Here is a 22,960-nt window from a genome sequence, read left to right as displayed (position 1 = left end):
CAGCCATGAGCATCGAGAAGATCCTGATCGCCAATCGCGGCGAAATCGCGTTGCGTATCCATCGCGCCGCGCATGAAATGGGCATCAAGACAGTCGCCGTGCATTCCACCGCAGATGCGGACGCGATGCACGTGCGCCTTGCCGATGAAGCAATCTGCATCGGCCCGCCCGCCGCGCGCGACAGCTATCTCAATATCCCCAACATCATTTCTGCCGCCGAAATCTCCGGCGCGGACGCCATCCATCCCGGCTACGGCTTCCTTTCGGAAAACGCACAGTTCGCCGAAATCGTCGAAGCGCACGGCATCGCCTTCATCGGTCCCAAGCCCGAACATATCCGCACCATGGGTGACAAGGTCGAGGCCAAGCGCACCGCAGGCGCTCTGGGCCTGCCGCTCGTCCCCGGTTCCGACGGCGCGATCAGCGAGATCGTGGATGCCAAGCGGATCGCTGCGGAAATCGGCTATCCCGTCATCATCAAGGCGGCCTCCGGCGGCGGCGGGCGCGGCATGAAGATCGTCGAGAGCCCCGACGAACTCGAAACCCAGATGCAGCAGGCCGGCTCCGAAGCCAAAGCCGCTTTCGGCGACGCGACCGTCTATCTGGAAAAATATCTCGGCAATCCCCGCCATATCGAATTTCAGATTTTCGGAGACGGCAAGGGCAACGCCATCCATCTGGGCGAGCGCGACTGCTCGCTGCAACGCCGCCATCAAAAGGTGCTCGAAGAAGCGCCCTCGCCTGTCATTTCACCCGCAGAGCGCGACCGCATGGGCGGCATCGTCAGCAAGGCAATGGCCGACATGGGCTATCGCGGCGCAGGCACCATCGAGTTTCTGTACGAAGACGGCGAGTTCTATTTCATCGAAATGAACACCCGCCTTCAGGTCGAGCATCCGGTCACGGAAATGATCACCGGCGTCGATCTCGTCCGCGAACAGATCCGCATCGCCGAAGGCCGCCCGCTGTCGGTGGAACAGAAAGACCTCGTCTTTTCCGGCCACGCGATCGAATGCCGCATCAACGCCGAAGATCCTCAGACCTTCGTCCCCTCACCCGGCACCGTCACCCGCTACCATGTTCCCGGCGGCATGCACGTCCGCGTCGATAGCGGCCTGTATCAAGGCTATAAAGTGCCACCGTACTACGATTCCATGATCGGCAAGTTGATCGTCTACGGCCGCACCCGTGAAGGCGCGATCATGCGTCTGAAACGTGCGCTGGAAGAATATGTGATCGAGGGCATGAAAACCACGATCCCGCTCCACCAGGCGCTGCTGCGCGACCCGGAATTTCAGGACGGCGCATATACGATAAAGTGGCTAGAGGAGTGGCTGGCGCGGGAAGGCGCGGAATGAAAGCCACCATCTACCACAACCCCGCCTGCGGCACCTCGCGCAAGACACTGGCTATTCTTGAGGAAACACCGGGCGTGGACGTGACCGTCGTCGAATATCTCAAGACCCCGCCGTCGGTCGACACCTTGCGCGCGCTATACCGCGATGCCGGGATGACGCCGCAGCAGGGATTGCGCCTGCGCGGCACGGATGCTGTCGAGCGGGGATTGCCGGACGCCAACACCGAAACGGTGCTCGCCGCGATGGCTGCAGAACCGATCCTTATCGATCGCCCCCTGGTCCGCACCGACAAGGGCGTCGCGCTCTGCCGCCCTCAGGAAAAGGTCCACGACTTGCTCTGAATTGGGACGAATATGCTGCGGCGCAGCAATTCTGTCGCAAAAGCGTCATAAGTGCATGATCTATGCCTTGCCACGGAAGGGTGTGGGGGTTTAGCCTTGCATCATGGTCAGGAACACTGATTTGGCGACGATCGCAATCTACAGCCTGAAAGGTGGCGTGGGAAAGACGACCTTTGCCATCAATCTGGCATGGGCGTCTGCCGCCATCTCCAAACGGCGCACATTGCTCTGGGATCTGGATCCGCAAGCGGCGGCGACATGGCTGATTTCCGGCGATCAGACCGGACGCGACGAAGCCACCGCGATCTTCAGCAAGGACGTCGATATCGAAACCCTGATCCGGCCGTCGACCATGCCGGGCATCGACCTGATCGCTGCCGACACCTCGCTACGCGGTCTGGATCGCCTGTTTTTCGAACTGGGCAAGAAAAAGCGGCTGGCGCGACTAATCGACGGGCTCGGTAAAGCGTATGACCGGATCATCCTCGATTGTCCGCCGGGCCTTACCGAGACCAGCGAACAGGTGCTGCGCGCCGCCGATCTGGTGATCGTCCCCGTCATCCCTTCCCCGCTGTCGCAACGCGCCTTGGGCGAAGTCGCGCGCTATCTGGTGCAGCGTGGTGGCGGTCATGCGCCTATCCTGCCCGTCTATTCCATGGTGGATCGCCGCCGTGCCCTGCATCGCGCAGCGCTGGAAAGTCAGCCCGACTGGCCCGTCATTCCCATGGCAAGCGCCGTCGAGCAGATGACATCGAAGCGCAAGCCTCTGGGCGCGTTCGCCAGCCGCTCTCCGGCCGCGCATGAATTCGCGCAATTGTGGACCGGCGTAGAGCGCCGTCTGACGCGCTCGTAAGGCAGATCAGGCGACGGCGCTGTTCCGCTTGTTACGGAACAACAGCAAGGCTTCATGCGCGGGCATCGGACGCCCGAAATAATAGCCCTGAATTTTCGTGCAGCCCAGCGCGTTGACCATTTCCAGCTCGGTCTGAGTCTCCACGCCCTCTGCGGTCGTCGCCATGCCCAGGCTGGTCGCCATCGCCACCACAGCCCGGATGATCGCCAGACTTTCGGGCACATGCTTGGCCGCACTGACCACGAAACTGCGGTCGATCTTGATCGTGTTGAACTTCGTACGGCTGAGATAACCGAGCGACGAATAGCCCGTACCGAAATCGTCCAGCGAAAGGCGTACGCCAAGGGCCAAAAGCTGATCGAGGATCCGCGTCGCCATCGTGCCTTCGCGCATGAACACGCTTTCGGTCACTTCCAGCTCAAGACGGCCCGGTGCCAGTCCGCTTTGGTCCAGCGCAGACATCACGCAGGAAACGAATTGCGGATTGTGAAGCTGCTCTGCGGACACGTTCACGGCGATCTTGATGTCGTCCGGCCAGCGCATCGCTTCCTGACAGGCGGTGTGCAGCACCCATTCGCCGATTGGCGCGATCAGCCGCGCGTCTTCGGCCACGGGTATAAACTTGACCGGAGAAATCACGCCCATTTCCGGGTGTGTCCAGCGAACCAGAGACTCGAACCCTTCGATCTTGCCCGTCAAGGCGTTGACGACAGGCTGATAGACAACGTGCAGCTCTTCCTTGTCGAGCGCCTCGCGGAGCGCAATTTCCAGCGTTCGGCGTTCCTCGGCATCGACATGCAGGCGTGGCTCATAGGGGCAATGCGTACCGCCGCCTTCGTCCTTGGCGCGATATAGCGCGAGATCGGCGCTGCGGATGAGCGTTTCGGTTGTCGTGCCATCGCGTGGCGCCATCGCCGATCCCACTGAAGCCCCGATGTACAGCATGTTCGGTCCGACTTCATAGGGCTGCGACAGTGCGTCGATCAGCGCCAGGGAGAATTGCGCGATGCGGAACGGCTCATCGAATTCGCGCATGACGATGGCGAACTCGTCGCCGCCAATCCGTCCGCATACTTCATACGGGCCGCACATTTCGCGCAGGCGCTCGGCAACCTGTTCCAGCAGCTTGTCGCCGACCTGATGCCCCAGCGTGTCATTGACCGATTTGAAGCGGTCAAGATCGATCATCAGAAACGCGCACCGGCCGTTCCACCGCTCAACCGAATGGAGCGCTGCGGATAAGGCTTCGCTCAGTTGCAGGCGATTGGGCAGACCGGTCAGTGGATCGAAACGCGCCAGTTGTGCGATCTTGTCGGATGTTTCCCGCTGTTCGGTGACATCCGATCCCACGCCCCGGAAACCAAGGAATGCGCCATTGTCGTCCAGTCGCGGCGAAGCCGACAAGTCCCACCAGCGCAGGGAACCGTCGATTTCCACGGGCAGCACGACATGGCTGAAACTTTCGTGTCGTTTCAGCCGCTCGGCCACGTCGCGCAGGCCCGCGTTGAACTCCCCGGTTTCCCAATGACTTCCCGCCAGTATCTGGACCAGGGGCTTGCCTTCCAGCGCTGCGGGCGTCGTCCCCAGCAACTCGGCAAGACGCGGCGACACAGCAGAAATGCGGCGCGCTGTGTCAGTCTGCCACAGCCAGTCTGCCCCTAACTCATCATGTTCGCGCAGCAGTAGGCTGACGACTTCGCGCTTCTCGGTAAGCTCCGCCCCCGTCTGTAACTGCTGACCAAACGCGCGCGCATGTTTGAGGCTGGCGATCAGGAGAGCCAAAGCATAGCTTGCAGCCAAAATCGGCAATTGAGGGCCATAGGCTTCAGGGAACAACAGTACGCCGCCCGCCCCGACAATCAGAAGAAAGCCGATGGATGCCAAGGGCAAAGCCGACAGCGCCACCGCAGCACCAACCATCAAACAACTGTTGAGCGTCCAGATCGCGATGATCTGTTCCGGATGGCCCGCTTGCGAGAAAGACAGCGTCGCAACCGTCCACAACACCCCCTGCAGAGTGACGAGGCCACCCTGCGCCAGAATATCGTTTCGCGTTACTGAAGCATAGTCCTCGCGGATTCGCTGCCGACTGTGACGCAGCGGCAGAAGCGTGACGATGACCGCAAGGACAGTCCAGCCGACAAACATGGGGAGATGCGCGCTGGCGCCAAACACGCTCCACACGAAGGCCATCGCCAGAATGTTCAGGATGAACTGCACTATGTAAAATCGGTCCGCTGACCAAAACTGCGCGCGATATAGCAGGTCGGGCGAAACTGCCCGCGGCGGGACACACCCCATCAGCATCAGAAGCGACAGCTTATCCCGATCCGTTGCGGGCGAAGTGGTAGAGTCCGGGTTCACTCTATTGGAGTGCCACAACAGAGTTATCAATCGGTTAGCAACGTCACGAAATGATCGACAGGATTTGCACCATTTTCGATCAATTTACGCCGCTTGCGGCGACGAATGCCTCAGGCCGCGATATCGTACGGACGGATTTCCCCGGACAGATACAGGTTGCGCGCCTTTGACCGGCTGAGCTTGCCGGAGCTGGTGCGCGGCAAGGTTCGTGGCGGCACCAGTTCCACAACGCAGTTCATGCCGGTGATCGAGCGTACCCGCTCCCGAATTTCGTCGCGGAGGCGCGATCGCTCTGCATTGTCGGATGTTCGGCAGTGCACCAGCACGGCGGGCGCTTCTTCGCCGCCCGGCGTCGTGATTGCGAAGGCAGCGATGTCGCCCTGCTTGAACCCCGGCAACTGCTCCACGGCCCATTCGATATCCTGCGGCCAGTGGTTCTTGCCGTTGATGATGATCATGTCCTTGGCGCGGCCCACGATATAGAGATAGCCGTCGCTCAGATAACCCATGTCGCCAGTATCGAGCCAGCCGTCGATCAGGCAAGCGTCGGTCGCTTCCTGATCGCGGAAATAGCCGACCATCAGCGACGGCCCGGTGGTCCACACCTTGCCGATCTGGCGCTCGTTCAGCGGGCTGCCGTCTTCGTCGCGGATCTGTACGATCATGTCCTTGGCGGGCTTGCCGCAATTGACGATGGCACGGAAACGCTGCGGACGGCCTTCGGCGGCCGAACCGCCCGACAGGTCGGTTTCCTCGACCAGTTCGACGACGATGCCTTCGCCCGGCGGCATGATTGTCACCGCCAGCGTTGCTTCGGCAAGGCCATAGCTTGGCAGGAACGCTGTCGGTGCAAAGCCTGCATCGGCGAACGCATCTACAAAGCCTTGCATCACGTCGGGGCGAATCATGTCCGCGCCGTTGCCCGCCAGCCGCCAGCGCGACAGATCGAAGCGGTCGGCGGCCTTGGTCTGGCTCGACATGCGGCGCGAACAGATATCGTATCCGAAGGTCGGCGAATAGCTGATCGAGGTGCCTTCGTTGCGGCTGATGAGATCCAGCCACGCCAGCGGACGCCGCGCGAAATCCTCAGTCTTCATGTAATCGGTCGACACCTGATTGGCGACGACCGACAGGAAGCAACCGACCAGCCCCATGTCATGATACCAGGGCAGCCAGCTTATGCAGCGGTCGCTGTCCTGCACCTGCATCCCGTGGCTGTGCGCCGACAGGTTGCTGAGCAGCGCATGGTGGGTAACCGCGACGCCATGCGGAAAGCGCGTCGATCCGCTGGAATATTGCAGATAGGCGATGTCGTTTGTGTCTGCGCTCGGCAGCACGCAGGGCGCAGCGCTTCGCGCGATGAACGCATCGAACGCCAAAGGCTCTACGTTGCGCTGCGCCGCCGCTTCGCCTGCCATCTCGGCCAGTTCGGCAGGGTAGAACAGGATCGTCGGATCGCTGCTCGAAAGCTGGACGACCAACTGGTCGATATAGCTTTCCTTGCCGCCAAAGCTGGTCGGCAGCGGCAGCGGCACCGGCCAAGCGCCTGCATAGACGATGCCGAAGAACATCTGCGCGAATTCCGGGCCGGTCTCCGCGATCAAAGCGATCCGGTCCAGCGGCTTCACGCCATGCGCAATAAGTCGATACGCGCAATCCAACGCATCGCTGCGCAGTTCCGAAAAGGGATAGGCCCGCGCCAGATTACCGCGCGGATCGTGAAAGTTCAGGCCGCGCACGCCCTGCGCCGCATAATCAAGCGCTTCGCCCAAAGTGGCGAAATCCGACAGCCGCCGCGGCAGGCTGTCCTGCGTCGGCGTGGCGGTCAATATGGTCTGCGATCCCGTCATATTGGTTTCAACCAATGCTAATATCCTGAAATTATTGGCAAACCCGTGATTTTTCTTTTGGGCGCGCCTCGAAATTCTGTCCAGCCTGCTCTTTTAGCGCACAAGGCGCGTTCAAATTCCGGCCCGACTGTGGCACAAAAGTGGCGCGTGCCGTCATTTTCACCCTCCAATCGCGCCAAAAAGCCGCCCCCGCCGCTCACCGATGCAAAATTGCGCGATCTTGCGCTGCATTATGTGGGACGCTTCGCCACGACAAGAGCAAAGCTGACTGCCTATCTCTCTCGCAAGATCAGGGAGCGCGGATGGGACGATGCACAGCCGCCCGATCTGCAGGCGCTGGCCGAGCAATTCGTAGAGCTAGGCTATATCGACGACGCCAGCTTCGCCGCCATGAAGGGCGCAGCGCTCACCCGTCGCGGCTTCGGCACCCGCCGCGTCGGCGAAGCGCTGCGCGCCGCGGGCGTGGAAGAGGAAGACAGTGCCCCCGCGCTGGACGACGCCGCCGCTGAACGCTGGGCCTCCGCCGACGCCTTCGCCCGCCGCAAGCGCCTCGGCCCCTATGCCGCCGCGCCGATCGAGCGCGACAAACGCGACAAGCACATTGCCGCCTTCCTGCGCGCAGGCCATGATTACGCGATGGCCCGCCGATGGATCGACGCCGCCCCAGGGGAGATGCCCGAACGTGAAGATTAGTTTTTACGCCATCGCCTCCACACTGTTCCCCGGCGCACGCCGGGGTCCAGAGCAACAAAACACAGCGCGTGGGGCTCCTAGACCCCGGCGTGCGCCGGGGAACAGGCTACGTCATATTGCACGCATCGGCTTATTGCCCCTATGCCTCGCGCTATCCGCCTGCTCGGACAAAGCCCCCAAAGCCGACAACACTACCGTCGCAACCAAAACGACGGCCAGCACCATCCCCCTGACCATCGCCAGCAAAGGCAAGACGCACCGTTTCGACGTGGAACTCGCCCTTACGCCGGAGGAACAGGCGCAAGGCCTGATGTTCCGCAAGGAACTGCCCGCAGACGGCGGCATGGTCTTCCCCATGACCCCGCCCCGCACTGCCAGCTTCTGGATGAAGAACACCGTCATCCCCCTCGACATGCTCTTCATCCGCATCGACGGCACCATCGCGCTCGTCGCCGCCAACACCAAACCCTACGCCCGCGAACCCGTCTCCGCAGGCGTGCCAGTAGCAGCCGTCCTCGAACTGCGCGGCGGCAGAGCGGCGGAACTGGGCGTAAAGGAAGGGGACAAAGTAAAATGGGGCGCCTGCGCCGTGCCGGACGTGCGGCCCGATGAAAGCTGGGACCGGGCGAGCTTTTGTCCGTAGGCATACCGGTTACGTCACCCCGGGCTTGACCCGGGGTCCCGCTTCTTCCTCCAGTTTCCAAAGTCAGCCAACAAATTTGACAGCGGGACCCCGGATCAAGTCCGGGGTGACGAGATTGCTAACCAGCCCCCACCAAAACCGCCTTGCCAATCCGCCCTGCCAGCGGCTAAGCGAATCCGCATGGGAATCCTCGGCAAGATCTTCACCTGGTGGGACGGCGCGACCATCGGCACCGCACTCTGGAGCGCGCGTAACGGCACGCGCGTGGGGGAGGACCATCAGGGCAATGTCTATTTTCAGGGTGGCAAGGACGTCCACGGCAATCCCCGCCGCTGGGTGATGTATGCTGGCGCCAACGATGCGAGCCGCGTGCCGCCCGAATGGCATGGCTGGCTGCACAACACGTTCGAAGACGCGCCGGAAAGCTTCCTGCCCCCTGCCCGCATCTGGGAACGCGATTATACGCCCAACCAGACTGGCACCGTGAACGCTTATCGCCCGAGCGGCGCCATCGAAAAAGGCGGCGTGCGCCAGTCGGCCACCGGTGACTACGAGGCCTGGTCCCCCGACGCGGGCTAATCTGCCTGGGCATTACGGCGCATTATTTAGGATGCGCCCCGCAATAGCCCCAGCACATGCTCTCCCGTCATCCGCACATCCGCGCCGCTAATCGGATCGAACGCAGCGCGCGTCACATCCCCTGCCCCAGCGTCGACCAGCAACCGCCCGCGCCCCAAAGGCGCATCGGCCACCGCTTGCGCCAACAGCTTGAGATAGGCGCTCTGCCGCATCTCCACCGCGCCCAGCGACCGCAGATGGTCGGTCATGAACTGGCAATCGAGCAGCGTGAATCCGCCGGCCTTCAACCGCGCCACCAGCCACGCCAGCGCGACCTTCGACGCATCGGTGCGGCGCGAAAACATGCTCTCGCCAAAGAACGCCCGCCCCAGCGACACGCCATACAGCCCGCCGACCAGATCCTCGCCGTCCCAGCACTCCACACAATGCGCAAAGCCCAGCCGGTGGAGTTCGAGATACGCCGCCTCGATACTGCGATTGATCCAGGTCGAGGGCCGGTCCGGCGCCGCCTCCGCGCACATCTGCACAACCCGCGCGAAATCCCCGTTGGCGCGCACCTTGAACCGGTCCCGCCGGATCGTCCGCGCCAGAGATCGCGATACGACGAAGCCTTCCAGCGGCATGACCGCCCGCTTTTTCGGCTCCACCCAATAGATGTCCTGCGCCTCGCGGTCGTCGGACATCGGGAACACACCGATGGCATAGGCCTGAAGCAACAAAACCGGGTCTATCGTCATTCCACCGCACGCTACCCGCCTTTGCGCCCCACGCCAACCGGCCACCTCGCGAAAACCACTCTTGCCCTCCCGCGCCACCCAAGCTAAAGCGCGCCTCTTCGCTGCCATAAGTGGTGATACAGGAGCGTAGCTCAGTTGGTAGAGCGTCGGTCTCCAAAACCGAATGCCGTGGGTTCGAGTCCCTCCGCTCCTGCCATTGGCTTGCGCCCAGCTTGAAAAGGCTTGGGCATAAGTCTATGGAACGTGAAGAAAATTGGTCGCGGAGCAGTGGCCGCATCCGGGAAGCCCGATCTGGGCAAGGCCCGGAGGGCGGCGTATTGCTTCGCGGTTTGTGTTGTTTTTGAATGGGTTGATCGACTCTCATGGCCAAGACGTCCCCAGCGGAATTCGTCAATCAGGTACGCGCAGAAGCGAACAAGATTGTGTGGCCGACGAGTCGGGAAACGATGATGACCACGGTTATGGTCGTCATCATGACATCGATCCTGGGCCTGTTTTTCTTCGGCATCGACACCGTATTCGGTGCGCTGGTGAAGTGGTTGCTGGCGCTGGCCGCCGGTTGAGGCGGATCAGGAACGACGCGAACGGTATAGAATTGGAGTTTTGACGGTCAACATGGCGCGCTGGTACATCATCCATGCCTATTCAGGCTTCGAGAATAAGGTCCGCGACTCGATCGTGGCCGATGCCGAACGCCTGGGCCTGACCCAGTTGGTCGAATCCGTCGAGGTGCCGGTGGAAACCGTCACTGAAGTACGCCGCGGCAAAAAGGTGCAGTCGGAACGGAAATTCTTCCCCGGCTACGTCCTTGCCAAGCTGGCGATGAACGACGACGTGTATCACCTCGTGAAGAACACGCCGAAGGTCACGGGCTTCCTGGGGTCGATGGGCAAGCCGCAGGCGATCACCGAAGCGGAAGCCGCGCGCATCCTCAACACCAAGGAAGAAGCCGCCGCCAATCCCAAGACGAAGATCACGGTCAATTACGAGATCGGCGACAGCGTCAAGGTTCTGGACGGTCCCTTCGCCAGCTTCAACGGCGTGGTCGAGGAACTGGACTTCGAAAAGAGCCGCGTGAAGGTGTCCGTGTCGATCTTCGGCCGCGCGACCCCCGTGGAACTGGACTTCGAACAGGTCGAACTGGCGAAGTAAACGACATCCGTCATGCCAGCGTAGGCTGGGATCTCGTGGTTCCGGGTCGCACCCGTGCCGCTTGAGACCCCAGCCTTCGCTGGGGTGACGTAAAAGAGATTTCCGGGCGACCGGGAATACCCGCGGGAGGCGCATCTTCGGATGCGCTGCTTGACCGCTAAACTTGAACGGGAAGGTCGGTCCGCCGCCCTTCCAGCAACAGAGTGAGTAAACATGGCTAAAAAGATTACGGGCTATATCAAGCTCCAGGTGCCTGCGGGCGCCGCCAATCCGTCCCCGCCGATCGGCCCTGCGCTGGGTCAGCGCGGCGTGAACATCATGGAATTCTGCAAGGGCTTCAACGCGGCGACCGGCGACGTGGAAAAGGGTACCCCCCTCCCCACCGTCATCACCGTCTATGCCGACCGCAGCTTCTCCTTCGTCACCAAGACGCCTCCAGCCACCTTCCTCATCAAGAAGGCAGCCGGTCTCAAGTCGGGTTCCAAGGAACCGGGCAAGGTCGTCGCTGGCAAGATCAAGCGTTCGCAGCTTTCGGAAATCGCACAGGTCAAGATGAAGGATCTGAACGCGAATGACATCGACGCCGCAACGAAGATCATCGAAGGCAGCGCCCGCGCAATGGGCCTCGAAGTGGTGGAGGGCTAAGACATGGCTAAGCTGACAAAGAAGGCGAAGACCCTCGCCACCGCAATCGACAAGGAAAAGCTGCACAGCGTCGATGACGCACTGGCGCTGATCAAGACCCACGCGACTGCCAAGTTCGACGAATCCGTCGAAGTGGCGATCAACCTGGGCGTCGATCCCCGTCACGCTGACCAGATGGTCCGCGGCGTCGTCACCCTGCCTGCTGGCACCGGCAAGACGGTTCGCGTCGCTGTGTTCGCGCGCGGCGACAAGGCCGAAGCAGCGACTGCCGCTGGCGCCGACATCGTTGGTGCAGAAGACCTGCTCGATAGCATTCAGGCTGGCAACATCGACTTCCAGCGCGTCATCGCGACGCCGGACATGATGGGCCTCGTCGGTCGTCTCGGTAAGGTTCTGGGTCCCAAGGGCCTGATGCCTAACCCGAAGCTCGGCACCGTGACCCCGAACGTCGCAGAAGCCGTGAAGGCAGCCAAGGGCGGCCAGATCGAATTCCGCGTTGAAAAGGCCGGTATCATCCACGCTGGTCTGGGCAAGGCCAGCTTCAGCCAGGACGATCTGCGCAAGAACTTCGACGCATTCGTCGACGCAATCGTAAAGGCCAAGCCGACCGGTTCGAAGGGCAAGTATGTCCGCAAGATCGCTCTGTCGTCCTCGATGGGCCCAGGCGTGAAGGTCGACGTATCGGAAGTCGCTTCGGCCTGATCCGACCTACGTTAAGCTAACAAAAAAGGCCCCGTCCTCACGCAGAGGACGGGGCCTTTTTTGTTACTACTGCCTCAACCCCCACCACCCGCTCGGGCTGAGCCTGTCGAAGCCTTCTACTAATACCAATGTGCATTGATAGGAACCTACAGTCTGGTGTTCCCCGGCGAAAGCCGGGGTCCAGTTCTGAGCGTGGGACTGGACCCCGGCTTTCGCCGGGGAACACCAATACCGTGCCTATAAGTCGCAATCATCGCAATTTTGTATAGGTGACGCGAAGTGCCTTCGCCCGCAGACGATCCCTCAAACCCCCATCATACCCGCCGTCGACGCCCCGTCGATCAGATATTCCGTCCCCGAAATAAACGCCGCCTCGTCCGAAGCCAGAAACGCCACGAGCGCCGCGACTTCCTCCACCTTCGCCATCCGCTTCATCGGCGCCATGCCTTCGTACATGCTGCGTGCGAGCGCCGGATCGGGCGAACGGTCGATGATGTTGCGGATCATGCTGGTTTCAACGACGCCCGGAAGCACGCTGTTACAGCGCACCTGCAACCCTTCGTTGGCGCAATGCATCGCGATGGACTTGCCCAGCGCGATCACCGCCGATTTGGTGGTGGAATAAGCGACGAAATTGCCCATCGCCTTGTGCGCCGACATCGACGAATTGATGATGATCGACCCGGTCGGCCCGCCCGGATTGTCACGCATGATCTTCACCGCCGTCTGCGCGGTCAGCATCACGCCGGTCAGGTTCACCGCAATGATCCGGTCCCACCCCTCGATGGTGATCGATTCGACGCTGCTGTCGCCTGCTTCGATCCCGGCATTGGCGAACACGATGTCCAGCCGCCCATATTCCGACCGAATGTGTTGCTCGACACGCTGCCAGTCCTCGGGACTTTCCACCCGACTTTTGATGAACGCTGCGCCGGTCGCGTCAGTCACGGCTTTCGCCGCTTCCTCATTGGAGCCGGTAAACAGCACCTTCGCGCCATCCTGCGCCAGTCGCTCGACTGCGCCGCGCCCGATGCCTGAAGTTCCGCCCGTGACCAGAGCTACCTTGCCGCTTAAATCTGCCATAGTCTCATGCTCTCCTGCGCGTCGTTCCGCGGTCACGCAGACACACATGCCAAATATCGCGCCACGATGCGCCCTGCAAAAAGTGGCAGGACGAAAACCTCAATCCAGAGACAATGTCCCGGCAGCCTTGGCGATAGCGGCAGTGTCGAAATAATAGGGCGTGATACCGCTGAACTTGTCGCCCCGCACCTGCAGCCTTTCGCACAGCGGCATGGCCAGCCGCTCGCCATTGTGGCGGGATGTCGCATGGAGCGTCAGGATAACGACGGCGTTCGTCTCCGAAATCGTGACATCCTCAACCGCAAGCGACGCATCGTCCCAAAAGGCGAAAACCTTGGTGTACAATTCTTCGAGCGCTGACTTTCCCAGATACTCGCCTCCGAAGGGCAAGTTATCCGCTTCCAAGATCCGGAAATCGTCAGTCACCATTTTGTCGACCGCGGCCCAGTCGCCCGTGGCGCAAATCCCATAGATATCGTCGACCATCTTCCTGATCTGTTCGTAGCGGGCACTATCCATGGCATCCTCCATCAAAATGGGCAGGACCGCCGATCGGTGGCCCTGCCCTGTTATCCGTGTCAGAACTTCGTGCTGACCTGAATCTGTACGGTACGCGGCATCGTTCCGAATCCGAGCTGATCGGCATGGGCAGCCAATGTGCCACCCGAAGCACCGCCAGTTGACGGACCGTCGACGGCACCCGTCACGTAAAAGCGATTGGTCAGGTTCTTGCCGATCACCGCGACTTGCCAGCGCTCATCCGCGCTGCTCAGACGAATACCGGCGTCGAGCGTGACGTAGCTGCTCTGCCGCGAGTCCGCATTGCCGAAGCCCGATGCAAGGTAGGAATCGCTGTATCGCGCATCGGCATTCAGCCCCAGCAACAGGTTCGATCCCACCGAAACGTCGTAGGAAGCACCGATCGTGCCGGTCCATTCAGGTGCAACCGACAAAGGCTGTCCTTTCAGGTTCTGGCGGAAAGCGGCGCCCACTGCTACATTGCAGCCTTCCGCCTGGCTCTGCCCGGCGTAGCAAGGTGCATCGGGGAAGCTGGTGTAACGTGCCCGGCTGTAATTGATCGAGCCATGCACGTTCAGCCCCTGAACATTGCGCGGCGCATATTCGAATTCCAGTTCGACACCCTTGGTCCGCGCATCGGCGGTCAACGTCTGAAACGCGAAGATTGGCGAGTTGAAGAAATCGACCTGCAAATTGTTGTACGCATAGCTGTACAGACCCAGGTTCAACCGAAGCTGATTATCGGCCAGCGTCGACTTGATCCCGGCTTCGAACCCACGCGCCTTTTCCGGATCGAACGTCAAATCGTCGAAAGGTATGTTCGACAGCTTCGAGTTGATGCCGCCGTTGGAAAAGCCACCCGACTTATAGGCCGTTTTATAGGCACCATAGACCAGCAGGTCAGCGGTCGGTTTCCAGGTGATCGTTGCTTCTGGCGACCAGTCGTTGAATGTCTGATCCGCCGTCACGACGCCCAGGCCATCGGGGTCGTTCTGGGGACGGAAGATAGAGGTCAGCCCCGGATTGTTATAAGGCTGGGTGAAGAAGCTGTCCTTCGTTTCATGCGTGTAGCGGACACCGCCGGCGATTTCGACCGTAGGAACGACTTTCCACGTCACCTGACCGAATGCGGCAATAGTTTCTCCGTCGGTGAAGCTGGTCTTGCGCGTCGCTAGATACTGGTCTTCCCGCGACGCCGCGCTGTTGGTCAGGCCCGCCAGAACGATATACTGGTCAAAGTCGCGGCGGGTCTTCTGATACAACGCACCCACCATCAGATTGACGGGGGAGTCGAACGTCGTAAGCGCGCGAAACTCAGATGAGAAAGCGTGATAGGTCGAATTTTCCGTGGCCCAGTTGGCCGCCGGGCTGGACTGGAAATCGCAGGCACAGGCCCAGCGATTGTTGTTCCAGTTATAATTGGTGACAGAGGTCAGCGTCACATCGTCAAGATCATAGGCAACCGTGCCCGTGACGGCCCAGCTCTTGTACCGGTTATACAGGCTGCCGTCTTCCTTGGCATAGGGGATCTGCGCCGCGAACACGGCGGGAAGCTTGTTCTGGTGCGTGACGAAATCGCGGGCGCAGGCATATCCGTTAAGCTGGCTGACGCCGCCATTGGGGCAGTTGAACGCGACATAGTTCCAACTGTTGTTGTTGGTTTCATTGAACGCACCCGATGCCTTGACCGTTGCGGTCAACCGATCGGTCGGTTCCCACTTCAGCGTTACGCGGCCCAATAGTTCCTTTTCACCCGGCGCATCTTCCGGCGAAGGATTGGACACCACGGTGCCCGCTACCCCCGTCGCAACGTCCAGCGTCGCATAATTGAACGGCGCAGAGACATTCTTGTAATAACCGCCCCACATCTTGGACGCGCGCAAAGCGACACGTATACCCAGCGTATCGGTCAGCGGACCTGACCCGATCACTTCCACCTGCGCTTGCTGCGATTCAACCTCATAGCCTGCACGGGCTTTGAATTCCGGCGTAGCGGTCGGATCTGCGGTGGTCAGGGAAATGACGCCAGCGGTCGCATTCTTGCCGAAAAACAGCGCCTGCGGCCCTTTCAGGATTTCGACACGGCCCAGATCGAAAAAGCCTTCGTTGATGATGCGGCCCTGCCCGTAATAGACGCCGTCGACCACCACCGCGACCGACTGCTCGATGCCGATCGATGTCGACGACGATCCGATGCCACGCAACGTCAACTGCGCGCCCGATCCGTTGGACGCGCGCCCGACGTTGAGGTTAGGCGTGCGGGCGGCGATCTTTTCGATGGATGTGAGATCCTGCCGCGCGACCATTTCGGCGGAAATGGCCGTAACCGCGACGGGGATGTCCTGAACGCTTTCTTCGCGCTTGCGGGCCGTAACCACGATGTCGGTAAGACCGCCGGTCTGCTCTGCGGCCGCGGGCGTTGCCGCGTCCTGCGCGAGCGCCGGGTTAGCCATCGCGTATGACAGCGCGCTTACGCTGGCTGCGATTTTCCATATCGAACGGCGATGGGTAACGGTCATAAGAAAAACTCTCCCGGTTGCTGATGGTGGCCGGTCTGATGCCGGTTAATCGAATAGCCCGATGCTTAAGGCTGTCCGGATTGCACGGCAGGGGATTGCGCGCGTCTTCCGTCCAAGTCACCCTGTCAAATTCGGGAGGTTCCCGTAACGTCCCCATCATGAGCAAAGTCGGCATCGAAATGCAGACTGCCGTCATGGCGGGGCATTTTGCGTGACGGGAAGAGGATAGGGTGCGATGACGAAACGACTGGACGGAAGAATAGCGTTAGTTTCCGGTGCGTTGCGCGGAATAGGCCTTGCCATCGCGCAGTGTCTGGACGCCGACGGCGCGACGACCATCGTCACCGATCTCGATCAGCCCGACAGCGAAGCGGTCGCCACCGCGATCGGCACTATGACAAATGCCAGCTATATCCGCCTCGACGCGACGGACGAGGACGCATGGATCGCCGCGCGCGCGCAGGTCGCGGAAACATACGGCCATCTCGACATATTGGTGAACAATGTCGGTGCGGACCTGACCGGCAAGGTGCAGGATATAAAGCTCGCCGACTGGCGCCGACTGATGACGCTCAACGTCGATACGGTATTCCTCGGCACCAAGACATTTCAGCCGCTGCTGGCCAAGGGCGGCGCCAGCACGCCCTACGGCTCCAGCATCGTCAATATCAGCTCGATCATGGGCCTTGTCGGCATGGGCGAGGTGTCGGCTTATAATGCGTCGAAAGGCGCAGTCCGGCTGTTTACCAAGTCGAACGCGCTGGAATTTGCCGACAATGGCGTGCCGATCCGCGTCAACAGCGTCCATCCCGGCTTCGTCGAAACACCCTTGCTGCACAAGGGGATGAAAAGCTGGGCGGAACGCGACGGCACGCTCACCGCGCAACAACTGATCGACGCGATGGCCCAAACCACGCCGATCAAACGCCTCGCCCAGCCCATCGAGATCGGCAAGGTCGTCGCGTTCCTCGCCAGCGACGACGCCAGCTACATGACCGGCAGCGAAGTCGTCGTCGATGGCGGCTGGACCGCACGCTGACCTTCATCGCCCCCAAAACGGAAAGCCCGAACCTATGAACGCATTCTCTCTCTCAGGCAGCGTCGCTATCGTCACTGGCGCAACTGGCGGCATCGGTCGCGCATCGTGCAAGGCTCTCGCCGAAGCCGGTGCCACGGTCATTGCGACCGATCTTGCCGCCTCCGCAGATGTCGAGGGCGCATCGGCCTATCATCCGCTCGACGTAACGAGCGAAGAAGCATGGCGCACGCTCATCGCCTTAGTGGAACGCGATCACGGGCGCCTCGATATTCTGGTCAACAACGCGGGCATCTCCGTCACCAATTCCATTGCCGACACCAGCCTTGCCGAATTTCGCAAATGCATGGCGATCAACGTCGAGGGTGTGTTCCTTGGCACCCAGGCGGCCCAGAACCTGCTCGCCAAAAGCGGAGCAGATCGCAAGGGCGGCGCCTCGGTCATCAACCTGTCGTCAGTGGGCGGCCTGAAGGGCGCAGCCTATATGGCGGCCTATTGCACCAGCAAAGGCGGCGTGAAGCTGTTCACCAAGAGCGCAGCGGCGGAATTCGCGCTGCTTGGCCTGCCGATCCGCGTCAATAGCGTCCACCCCGGCGGCATCGACACCAACATGATGGACACCATCTACAACCGCTATGTCGAGGCGGGCCTGTTCCCCGATGTCGACACAGCCCGCAGCGTCGTGTCGGCGGGTCATGCCATGGGCCGCATGGGCGATGCGGAGGAAATCGCGACGGGCATCGTCTACCTCGCCTCTCCCGCTGCCAGTTTCATGACGGGATCGGAACTGGTCATCGACGGCGGCATGACCGCGCGCTGAGCGACCGGGCCGCAAAGCGCTGAAGCAAGTTGTGCAGGTCAGGAACCTGCCAACTTTCTTCTGAACAGCCTTTTGATCAGCCAATCTTCCAGTATCCGGCCGACGATATAGAGCGTCGCGAAGATTGCCGCGAAAACATAAGCCGGCGTTGGTGAAGGCTTATCGTCTTTTTCGTCGTCCTTATCTTTATCCTTGTCCTTGCCTTTCTTTTTGTCATCTTTCTTCGGCTTCTCAGGCTCCGGCGCACCCAGGAACTTGTCGATCGGATTGAGCTTCAGCTCGGGCTCTTTCTTCTCTTCCTTTTTTGCCTTGTCGGAGGCTTCGGTCGACGATTTCTGGTTACCCATGACTATCGTCAACTGCGCGAAGCCAAGAAACAGGAGCGGCGCAAGAAAGCACAGCAGCAACGCCCGACTGGTGAGGTTATAGCGCAGCACAGAGCCGCCCTCACCCTTTTCGATCCGCAGGACACCATCGTCGAAAATGGACATCTTGTCCTGCGGCGCCTGCGCTTTCTTGCGAAATGTCAGCGTATCATATGTGCGTTCGTGGCTGGTGCCGCGCTGACGAAACAGCGGGTCGAGCCGATCGAAGGCTTCCTCACTCGATTGCTCTGGAACGAGCGGCATGCTGCCCCTTATATGCCATATCCAGTCAATGAAACGCAGGTTCACGCAACCTCCTTTGGAGAGAGCTTTCAATGGCATAAGGACAGCAAGGCTCACTTCGGCCGACCCAATGTCGGCTTCGGCTCCGCTCGACGAACTGGCAGAGGATTATACGGTTGGCAGAGCGGCCCGACTTACTCGGCCGGCACCGATATAGGTTCCGATGCCGAACCCGACCCCGAACGCCCAAACCGTTCCTTGATCGTCTTCCAGCCTTCGGTGAAGGGATAGGTCATCGTCTCGCCAACCGACATGCGGCGCCCGCCTTCCATGCCCAGCAGTTCGGCTTCGCCATCGACACATGTGCCAAACATGCGGTCGATGATGATCCATGTACCGGCATAGTTGCTGCGCGTGGCCTCGTAATCCTGCGAATGGTGCACGCTGTGATGCTCGGTAGTGTTGAACAGGAACCGCCACCAGCGCGGCGTATTGAAGCGAACATTGATGTGCTGGTAAATCGAAACGGTCAGGCCCAGCGTTCCCGCAAGTAAGGCTGCGCGGGGCAGAAAATCGAAAAATCCGCCGATGCCCAGCCCGATCAGGAACAGTTCGATGGGGTTGCCCACCGCGCCCTTGTTGATGTTCAACTGGGTGATGTAGTGGTGGGGCGCATGGGTCAGCCACAGCGGATACCAGTTGTGCATCCCGCGATGCATCCAATATTGCCCGAAATCGAACATGAAGGAAATCAGGAACGCCTGCACCAGCAACGGCAGCGCCATAAACCAGGCCAGCTTGTCCCAGTTGAACGACTGCTGCATCGCTTCGATCATGGCACCATCGCCGATATAGGTGTCGACCATGCGGAGCAGCGTATAACCCAACCCGACGTAGAACAGGTCGGTGATCAACTCCTTCCATGTCAGCCGCCAGCTATCGTAACGTGGATTGACCCATTCCAGCGCCAGCAGCAACAGCTTGAAACCGATGCCGATGGCAATGCCGGTCGACGCCTTCGCGATGGAATTGGGCGCATAGTACCAGAAGGCCAGCAGAGCGAACAACGCAGCGGGCTGGAACCAGGTAAAGACGAACTGCTTGACCGGGCCACCTTCCACCTTCGGGATATTTTCCCAACCGATCGTGACCGGCGACTGACTGCCGATGACCCTTTTACCTACGCGAATCCCGTCCATACCGTTGGCCCCCGCACTATGTGATCGACTCTCCCGGTAGTACTAATTTTCGATATCGTAATACCAATATGCGTTCTCTGTCTACAGCATAGTCAATATCGCATCATGTTCTCTGAAAACGGTGAGATCGTCGGTCCATCCGTCATTCGCGAAGGACGCAGCCCAAGATAGTATCGCAACTCTTTGAGCGGCATATTTCCCTGTCCTACACGCACCCCGATCCGTTACCCCTGCGCGCGTGCTTAGCCCGACGCCCTGCACGAAATCCTTGTCGCGTTCCCCTCTCGCTCATGCGCTCATGACGCACAGGTGAGACAGCCAGGCGGCAATTTGATTTCACCATGTGCATTCTGGCGTCATTTCGTGCGGCACGAACGGGACCGTAGCGCCTGAAGCTGCACCATATCCAAGTCTCTCAGGCGGGGGCCTGTGGCTGGCCTGAGCTTATGCAGCGAAGGAGAAATGGCATGATGCAATTGGCGGATGCTTACCAAACAACCCGCCCCGTGTTCCTGCGCAGGCAGGAACCCAGTAATAAAGCAACGTCAGCCCATGAAGGGTTTACTGGGTTCCTGCCAACGCAGGAACACCCAAGCGCGTGTCGGGCGTCGGGAAGCTCCACCTCAGCACCACCCCGGAACAGCCCAATGGGTGGTGACGTAGTGAGGCCTTTGAGGCTTTCCGCGCATTTTACCCCCAACAAAAAGGTCCGGACCGCTGCAGCGGACCGGACCTTCTCATCCGCCCATTTATGGAGAGAGGGCGGAAAGGCGGGAGGCAAATGTCAGAACTTCTGCGTGGAAGACACCTCATGGACCAAAACGTCATTCGTGAACTTGCCGGCAAAATCGGCCAGCAGCTTTTCGATGGCGGGCAACGCGAGATGCGCCTGCAGCGCTTCCATATCGCGCCAGCCTTCCATCGCCATGATAATGCCCTTTTCCGCGTCCTCGATGCCCATGTGGTAGAATGCGCAACCGTCCTCCGCGCGGGAGGGTTCGCACAACTCTTGCAACCGCGCGAACAGGTCAGGCAGGGTGGCAGGGTCGGTTAAAATCTGGCCGGTGATGACGATCATGCGGAATACTCTCTGCTAAGGGAAAAGGGAGAACGGAGACCATCGCTCACGTCTGGTGAATGATCGTGAAGGCGCGGCTCTTGAGGAACCACTGCCCGTCCCGCTTGACGAGCGTGTCGTTGTAACAGGCCCGTGCGCGCTTATCCTTCAACGTGTCGGGCTCCTCATAGACTTCGGAGAAATAGGCGCGGGCGACGGCGGTGTCGCCATCGACCTGAATCATGCCGGGGGTCATGATGAAGCTGAGCTTGGGATAAAACGGCATCGCTCCGCGCCACAGATCGACGACGGCTGTCTTGCCGGAGACGACCCCCAGTTCAGGGTAATGCGACAAGTCCCAATGGCAATCCTCTACCCAAAGCGACGCCCACAGCGCCTCGTCCACGCGGTTGACGGCATCGGCATAGGTTTCGAGGACTTCGCGAATGGCGATCCGGTCCTCCAGCGGGCCGGTGTAATTGGCGGTCATGCCTCTCTCCAGATTGTCTTATGGGCTTGGGGGCAGGCTAAGCGATTGGCGCGCACCGCAAACCTGCCACAAGCACGAGGTCAGCGATATTCGTCCCGCAATAGCCGCCGCAGGATCTTGCCCGAAGGATTGCGCGGCAGCGTATCGCGAAAGGCAATCGTCTTGGGCGCCTTGTACGCCGCGATCCGTTCCCGCGCCCAGGCGATCAGCGCAGCGGGATCGGGCGTGCGTCCCTCGACCGGCACGACGATGGCCTTGACCGCTTCGCCCCATTTTGGGTCCGGCACGCCGATCACCGCGACGTCTGCGACATCGGGATGACTGTAAAGCGCGTTCTCGACTTCGGCGGGATAGACATTCTCGCCACCGGTGATGATCATGTCCTTGATCCGGTCGGCCAGATACAGATAGCCGTCCTCGTCCATATATCCCGCGTCGCCGGTCCGCAGCCAGCCGTCGGAATCGACCGTTTCGGCGGTGGCATCGGGCCGATTGTAATAGGCGATCATATTGGCCGTGGACCGCGTCGCAATCTCCCCCACCGCCCCACGCGGCAGTTCTATCCCGTCCTCACCGACGATCCGCACTTCGACGCCGGGCAGCGGCACGCCGATCCCGCGCATCCGCGCATTGCCGTCAGGATCATGATCCTCCGGCGGCAGGCCGACGATGGTCCCCGCCGTCTCCGTCATGCCGTACATCTGGGCAAAGCCGCAACCGAACACGGCAATCGCCTGCCGCATCAGATCGAGCGGGATCGCCGACCCGCCATAACAGATCGTCTGGAGGAAACTGAAATCGGTCCCCGCCGCATCGGGATGATCGCACACAATTTTCATCGCGGTCGGCACCATCATGATCTTCGTGATGCGATAGCGAGTCAGCAGATCCAGCACCTGATGCGGATCGAACTCCCGCACCACGATCCCCTTGCCGCCATGCTGCAGCGACCACATGCCCCAGCCCGATCCGCTGATATGGAATATCGGCATCGCGATCAGCGCGACATCTTTGGCGGTCCACCGGTTCCACGCCGGCATCCGATCAACGGGCGTATCCTGCCGCAGTGCCAGCAAGCTGCGATTGCTCAGCAACGCCCCCTTGGGATTGCCTGTCGTGCCGGACGTATAGAGTTGGAGAACCGCGTCGTCATAGCCCGCCTCCCGCGCCGGATCGGTCGTATCTTGCGCATCGCGCCACGTCGCAAAGTCGGATGTGCTCATCGGCTTATACCCCGCGTCGGTATCCAGCCGGTCAAGAAATTAGGGGTCCGCCAGCACCATGCGCGGCTCACAGTCACCTAGGATATAGGCAACTTCCGGCGGTGCCAATCGCCAGTTGATCGGCACCAGCACGATTCCGGCCTTCGCTGCGCCCAGCCAATATTCGAAATAGAGATCGCTGTTCTTGCCAAGATAGGCGACGCGATCGCCGGGATGCAGACCCGCGGCGATCAGACCGTTGGCCACCTGACTGGCATGGCGATCCAGCGCGGCGAAACTCGTTTCGCGCTCTTCGAACACCAGTGCAATGGCATCGGGCGTTTTTGCCGCATGGTGACGAACAATGTCGGTGAGAACGCTTCTCTGCATCGAAATTCCGGCCTCTCCCTGCCTTATGCGGCCTGTCCGCCTATCAGCGGTCGCCTGCCTTGCCCGCAAAAGCCACTGACGGATTCGCCAGTGCAGTTCGCGCCAGCCTTCTTTAAGGTC

General features: G+C 60.6%; 24 protein-coding genes and 1 tRNA gene. 13 read left to right on the top strand and 12 right to left on the bottom strand.

Annotation, left to right across the window (positions count from 1 at the left end):
• Positions 1 to 5: 5 nt before the first annotated feature.
• The 3 genes from accC to QMG56_RS00410 all read left to right on the top strand — a co-directional run bounded on the left by accC (position 6) and on the right by QMG56_RS00410 (position 2,552).
• The gene (gene accC, locus QMG56_RS00420) at positions 6 to 1,358 is read left to right on the top strand and encodes an acetyl-CoA carboxylase biotin carboxylase subunit (RefSeq protein ID WP_281820503.1); all 1,353 of its coding nucleotides are present in this window, start codon (positions 6 to 8) and stop codon (positions 1,356 to 1,358) included.
• Complete coding sequence (locus tag QMG56_RS00415; protein ID WP_281820501.1) at positions 1,355 to 1,699, top strand: arsenate reductase family protein; 345 nt, start codon at positions 1,355 to 1,357, stop codon at positions 1,697 to 1,699. Before accC ends, QMG56_RS00415 begins: the two co-directional genes overlap by 4 nt.
• Positions 1,700 to 1,802: 103 nt before the next feature.
• Positions 1,803 to 2,552, top strand: coding sequence for a ParA family protein (locus QMG56_RS00410; protein WP_281820499.1), 750 nt, complete (start codon positions 1,803 to 1,805; stop codon positions 2,550 to 2,552).
• 6 nt (positions 2,553 to 2,558) lie between these two features.
• On the opposite strand, the gene QMG56_RS00405 is transcribed toward QMG56_RS00410, so the two are convergent.
• Together QMG56_RS00405 and QMG56_RS00400 are read right to left on the bottom strand one after the other, a co-directional pair.
• A complete protein-coding gene (locus QMG56_RS00405; RefSeq protein ID WP_375713617.1) occupies positions 2,559 to 4,859 on the bottom strand; it encodes a bifunctional diguanylate cyclase/phosphodiesterase in 2,301 nt (766 codons plus the stop codon).
• 167 nt (positions 4,860 to 5,026) lie between these two features.
• Entirely contained in the window at positions 5,027 to 6,766 is a 1,740-nt protein-coding gene (locus QMG56_RS00400) for a fatty acyl-AMP ligase (protein ID WP_281820952.1), read from the bottom strand.
• Positions 6,767 to 6,895: 129 nt separating this feature from the next.
• Here QMG56_RS00400 and QMG56_RS00395 point away from each other — a divergent pair, with 129 nt between their 5' ends.
• The 3 genes from QMG56_RS00395 (at position 6,896) to QMG56_RS00385 (ending at position 8,681) form a co-directional block, all read left to right on the top strand.
• Positions 6,896 to 7,459, top strand: a complete 564-nt coding sequence (locus QMG56_RS00395) for a regulatory protein RecX (protein ID WP_281820497.1) — start codon at positions 6,896 to 6,898, stop codon at positions 7,457 to 7,459.
• 133 nt (positions 7,460 to 7,592) lie between these two features.
• Positions 7,593 to 8,102 carry a DUF192 domain-containing protein gene (locus QMG56_RS00390; RefSeq protein WP_375713604.1) on the top strand — a complete coding sequence of 170 codons (510 nt, stop codon included), beginning with the start codon at positions 7,593 to 7,595 and terminating at the stop codon, positions 8,100 to 8,102.
• A gap of 180 nt (positions 8,103 to 8,282) precedes the next feature.
• A complete protein-coding gene (locus QMG56_RS00385) occupies positions 8,283 to 8,681 on the top strand; it encodes an NADH:ubiquinone oxidoreductase subunit NDUFA12 (protein WP_230189052.1) in 399 nt (132 codons plus the stop codon).
• 26 nt (positions 8,682 to 8,707) lie between these two features.
• On the opposite strand, the gene aat is transcribed toward QMG56_RS00385, so the two are convergent.
• Positions 8,708 to 9,418, bottom strand: a complete 711-nt coding sequence (aat, locus tag QMG56_RS00380) for a leucyl/phenylalanyl-tRNA--protein transferase (protein ID WP_281820493.1) — start codon at positions 9,416 to 9,418, stop codon at positions 8,708 to 8,710.
• 120 nt (positions 9,419 to 9,538) lie between these two features.
• On the opposite strand from aat, the gene QMG56_RS00375 reads away from it, so the two are divergent.
• From QMG56_RS00375 to rplA, 5 genes are all read left to right on the top strand, one after another.
• A tRNA-Trp gene (locus QMG56_RS00375) sits at positions 9,539 to 9,614 on the top strand.
• A gap of 166 nt (positions 9,615 to 9,780) precedes the next feature.
• Positions 9,781 to 9,981: a preprotein translocase subunit SecE gene (gene secE, locus QMG56_RS00370; RefSeq protein WP_230189054.1), complete on the top strand. Its 201-nt coding sequence runs from the start codon at positions 9,781 to 9,783 to the stop codon at positions 9,979 to 9,981.
• A gap of 52 nt (positions 9,982 to 10,033) precedes the next feature.
• Complete coding sequence (gene nusG / locus QMG56_RS00365) at positions 10,034 to 10,570, top strand: transcription termination/antitermination protein NusG (protein WP_230189160.1); 537 nt, start codon at positions 10,034 to 10,036, stop codon at positions 10,568 to 10,570.
• A gap of 213 nt (positions 10,571 to 10,783) precedes the next feature.
• The gene (gene rplK / locus QMG56_RS00360) at positions 10,784 to 11,215 is read left to right on the top strand and encodes a 50S ribosomal protein L11 (RefSeq protein WP_230189055.1); all 432 of its coding nucleotides are present in this window, start codon (positions 10,784 to 10,786) and stop codon (positions 11,213 to 11,215) included.
• A gap of 3 nt (positions 11,216 to 11,218) precedes the next feature.
• Positions 11,219 to 11,917, top strand: a complete 699-nt coding sequence (gene rplA, locus QMG56_RS00355) for a 50S ribosomal protein L1 (protein WP_230189056.1) — start codon at positions 11,219 to 11,221, stop codon at positions 11,915 to 11,917.
• A 303-nt stretch (positions 11,918 to 12,220) separates the two neighbouring features.
• Here the strand turns inward: rplA and QMG56_RS00350 are convergent, their stop codons facing one another.
• The 3 genes from QMG56_RS00350 to QMG56_RS00340 all read right to left on the bottom strand — a co-directional run bounded on the left by QMG56_RS00350 (position 12,221) and on the right by QMG56_RS00340 (position 16,038).
• Positions 12,221 to 13,000 carry an SDR family NAD(P)-dependent oxidoreductase gene (locus QMG56_RS00350; RefSeq protein WP_281820488.1) on the bottom strand — a complete coding sequence of 260 codons (780 nt, stop codon included), beginning with the start codon at positions 12,998 to 13,000 and terminating at the stop codon, positions 12,221 to 12,223.
• 99 nt (positions 13,001 to 13,099) lie between these two features.
• Positions 13,100 to 13,519, bottom strand: coding sequence for a nuclear transport factor 2 family protein (locus tag QMG56_RS00345; RefSeq protein WP_281820486.1), 420 nt, complete (start codon positions 13,517 to 13,519; stop codon positions 13,100 to 13,102).
• Between the two features lie 59 nt (positions 13,520 to 13,578).
• The gene (locus QMG56_RS00340; protein ID WP_281820485.1) at positions 13,579 to 16,038 is read right to left on the bottom strand and encodes a TonB-dependent receptor; all 2,460 of its coding nucleotides are present in this window, start codon (positions 16,036 to 16,038) and stop codon (positions 13,579 to 13,581) included.
• A gap of 235 nt (positions 16,039 to 16,273) precedes the next feature.
• Between QMG56_RS00340 and QMG56_RS00335 the strand changes: the two genes are divergently transcribed.
• Both QMG56_RS00335 and QMG56_RS00330 read left to right on the top strand, forming a co-directional pair.
• The gene (locus QMG56_RS00335) at positions 16,274 to 17,077 is read left to right on the top strand and encodes an SDR family NAD(P)-dependent oxidoreductase (RefSeq protein WP_230189060.1); all 804 of its coding nucleotides are present in this window, start codon (positions 16,274 to 16,276) and stop codon (positions 17,075 to 17,077) included.
• Positions 17,078 to 17,111: 34 nt separating this feature from the next.
• Positions 17,112 to 17,894 carry an SDR family NAD(P)-dependent oxidoreductase gene (locus QMG56_RS00330; protein ID WP_281820483.1) on the top strand — a complete coding sequence of 261 codons (783 nt, stop codon included), beginning with the start codon at positions 17,112 to 17,114 and terminating at the stop codon, positions 17,892 to 17,894.
• Positions 17,895 to 17,932: 38 nt separating this feature from the next.
• On the opposite strand, the gene QMG56_RS00325 is transcribed toward QMG56_RS00330, so the two are convergent.
• The 6 genes from QMG56_RS00325 to QMG56_RS23395 all read right to left on the bottom strand — a co-directional run bounded on the left by QMG56_RS00325 (position 17,933) and on the right by QMG56_RS23395 (position 22,840).
• On the bottom strand, positions 17,933 to 18,619 hold the full coding sequence (locus QMG56_RS00325; protein WP_309298528.1) for a hypothetical protein: 687 nt from the start codon (positions 18,617 to 18,619) through the stop codon (positions 17,933 to 17,935).
• Positions 18,620 to 18,696: 77 nt separating this feature from the next.
• A complete protein-coding gene (locus tag QMG56_RS00320; RefSeq protein ID WP_281820482.1) occupies positions 18,697 to 19,701 on the bottom strand; it encodes a sterol desaturase family protein in 1,005 nt (334 codons plus the stop codon).
• A gap of 784 nt (positions 19,702 to 20,485) precedes the next feature.
• Positions 20,486 to 20,779 carry a putative quinol monooxygenase gene (locus QMG56_RS00315; protein WP_230189064.1) on the bottom strand — a complete coding sequence of 98 codons (294 nt, stop codon included), beginning with the start codon at positions 20,777 to 20,779 and terminating at the stop codon, positions 20,486 to 20,488.
• 46 nt (positions 20,780 to 20,825) lie between these two features.
• A complete protein-coding gene (locus tag QMG56_RS00310) occupies positions 20,826 to 21,248 on the bottom strand; it encodes a nuclear transport factor 2 family protein (protein WP_281820480.1) in 423 nt (140 codons plus the stop codon).
• An 80-nt stretch (positions 21,249 to 21,328) separates the two neighbouring features.
• Entirely contained in the window at positions 21,329 to 22,471 is a 1,143-nt protein-coding gene (locus QMG56_RS23400) for an AMP-binding protein (RefSeq protein WP_375713603.1), read from the bottom strand.
• Positions 22,472 to 22,510: 39 nt separating this feature from the next.
• Positions 22,511 to 22,840, bottom strand: a complete 330-nt coding sequence (locus QMG56_RS23395; protein ID WP_375713602.1) for an AMP-binding protein — start codon at positions 22,838 to 22,840, stop codon at positions 22,511 to 22,513.
• Between the last annotated feature and the right edge of the window lie 120 nt (positions 22,841 to 22,960).

It is taken from the genome of Sphingobium sp. BS19, from assembly GCF_027925545.1.
In the GTDB taxonomy this organism is placed as follows: Bacteria; Pseudomonadota; Alphaproteobacteria; order Sphingomonadales; family Sphingomonadaceae; genus Sphingobium.
The sequence above is the reverse complement of the archived record's forward strand: the minus strand, read 5'-3'. Positions and strand labels throughout refer to the sequence as shown.

What these genes read in the sequence shown, in the direction of transcription:
- QMG56_RS00400 (WP_281820952.1), bottom strand. Translation starts at nt 6,766, where the DNA reads ATGACGGGATCGCAGACCATATTGACCGCCACGCCGACGCAGGACAGC.
- rplK (WP_230189055.1), top strand. Translation starts at nt 10,784, where the DNA reads ATGGCTAAAAAGATTACGGGCTATATCAAGCTCCAGGTGCCTGCGGGC.
- QMG56_RS00345 (WP_281820486.1), bottom strand. Translation starts at nt 13,519, where the DNA reads ATGGATAGTGCCCGCTACGAACAGATCAGGAAGATGGTCGACGATATC.
- QMG56_RS23395 (WP_375713602.1), bottom strand. Translation starts at nt 22,840, where the DNA reads ATGCAGAGAAGCGTTCTCACCGACATTGTTCGTCACCATGCGGCAAAA.
- QMG56_RS00350 (WP_281820488.1), bottom strand. Translation starts at nt 13,000, where the DNA reads ATGGCAGATTTAAGCGGCAAGGTAGCTCTGGTCACGGGCGGAACTTCA.
- QMG56_RS00310 (WP_281820480.1), bottom strand. Translation starts at nt 21,248, where the DNA reads ATGACCGCCAATTACACCGGCCCGCTGGAGGACCGGATCGCCATTCGC.
- QMG56_RS00405 (WP_375713617.1), bottom strand. Translation starts at nt 4,859, where the DNA reads ATGCTGATGGGGTGTGTCCCGCCGCGGGCAGTTTCGCCCGACCTGCTA.
- QMG56_RS00335 (WP_230189060.1), top strand. Translation starts at nt 16,274, where the DNA reads ATGACGAAACGACTGGACGGAAGAATAGCGTTAGTTTCCGGTGCGTTG.
- nusG (WP_230189160.1), top strand. Translation starts at nt 10,034, where the DNA reads ATGGCGCGCTGGTACATCATCCATGCCTATTCAGGCTTCGAGAATAAG.
- QMG56_RS00340 (WP_281820485.1), bottom strand. Translation starts at nt 16,038, where the DNA reads ATGACCGTTACCCATCGCCGTTCGATATGGAAAATCGCAGCCAGCGTA.
- secE (WP_230189054.1), top strand. Translation starts at nt 9,781, where the DNA reads ATGGCCAAGACGTCCCCAGCGGAATTCGTCAATCAGGTACGCGCAGAA.
- rplA (WP_230189056.1), top strand. Translation starts at nt 11,219, where the DNA reads ATGGCTAAGCTGACAAAGAAGGCGAAGACCCTCGCCACCGCAATCGAC.
- QMG56_RS00410 (WP_281820499.1), top strand. Translation starts at nt 1,803, where the DNA reads ATGGTCAGGAACACTGATTTGGCGACGATCGCAATCTACAGCCTGAAA.
- QMG56_RS00315 (WP_230189064.1), bottom strand. Translation starts at nt 20,779, where the DNA reads ATGATCGTCATCACCGGCCAGATTTTAACCGACCCTGCCACCCTGCCT.
- QMG56_RS00330 (WP_281820483.1), top strand. Translation starts at nt 17,112, where the DNA reads ATGAACGCATTCTCTCTCTCAGGCAGCGTCGCTATCGTCACTGGCGCA.
- accC (WP_281820503.1), top strand. Translation starts at nt 6, where the DNA reads ATGAGCATCGAGAAGATCCTGATCGCCAATCGCGGCGAAATCGCGTTG.
- QMG56_RS00415 (WP_281820501.1), top strand. Translation starts at nt 1,355, where the DNA reads ATGAAAGCCACCATCTACCACAACCCCGCCTGCGGCACCTCGCGCAAG.
- aat (WP_281820493.1), bottom strand. Translation starts at nt 9,418, where the DNA reads ATGACGATAGACCCGGTTTTGTTGCTTCAGGCCTATGCCATCGGTGTG.
- QMG56_RS23400 (WP_375713603.1), bottom strand. Translation starts at nt 22,471, where the DNA reads ATGAGCACATCCGACTTTGCGACGTGGCGCGATGCGCAAGATACGACC.
- QMG56_RS00320 (WP_281820482.1), bottom strand. Translation starts at nt 19,701, where the DNA reads ATGGACGGGATTCGCGTAGGTAAAAGGGTCATCGGCAGTCAGTCGCCG.
- QMG56_RS00385 (WP_230189052.1), top strand. Translation starts at nt 8,283, where the DNA reads ATGGGAATCCTCGGCAAGATCTTCACCTGGTGGGACGGCGCGACCATC.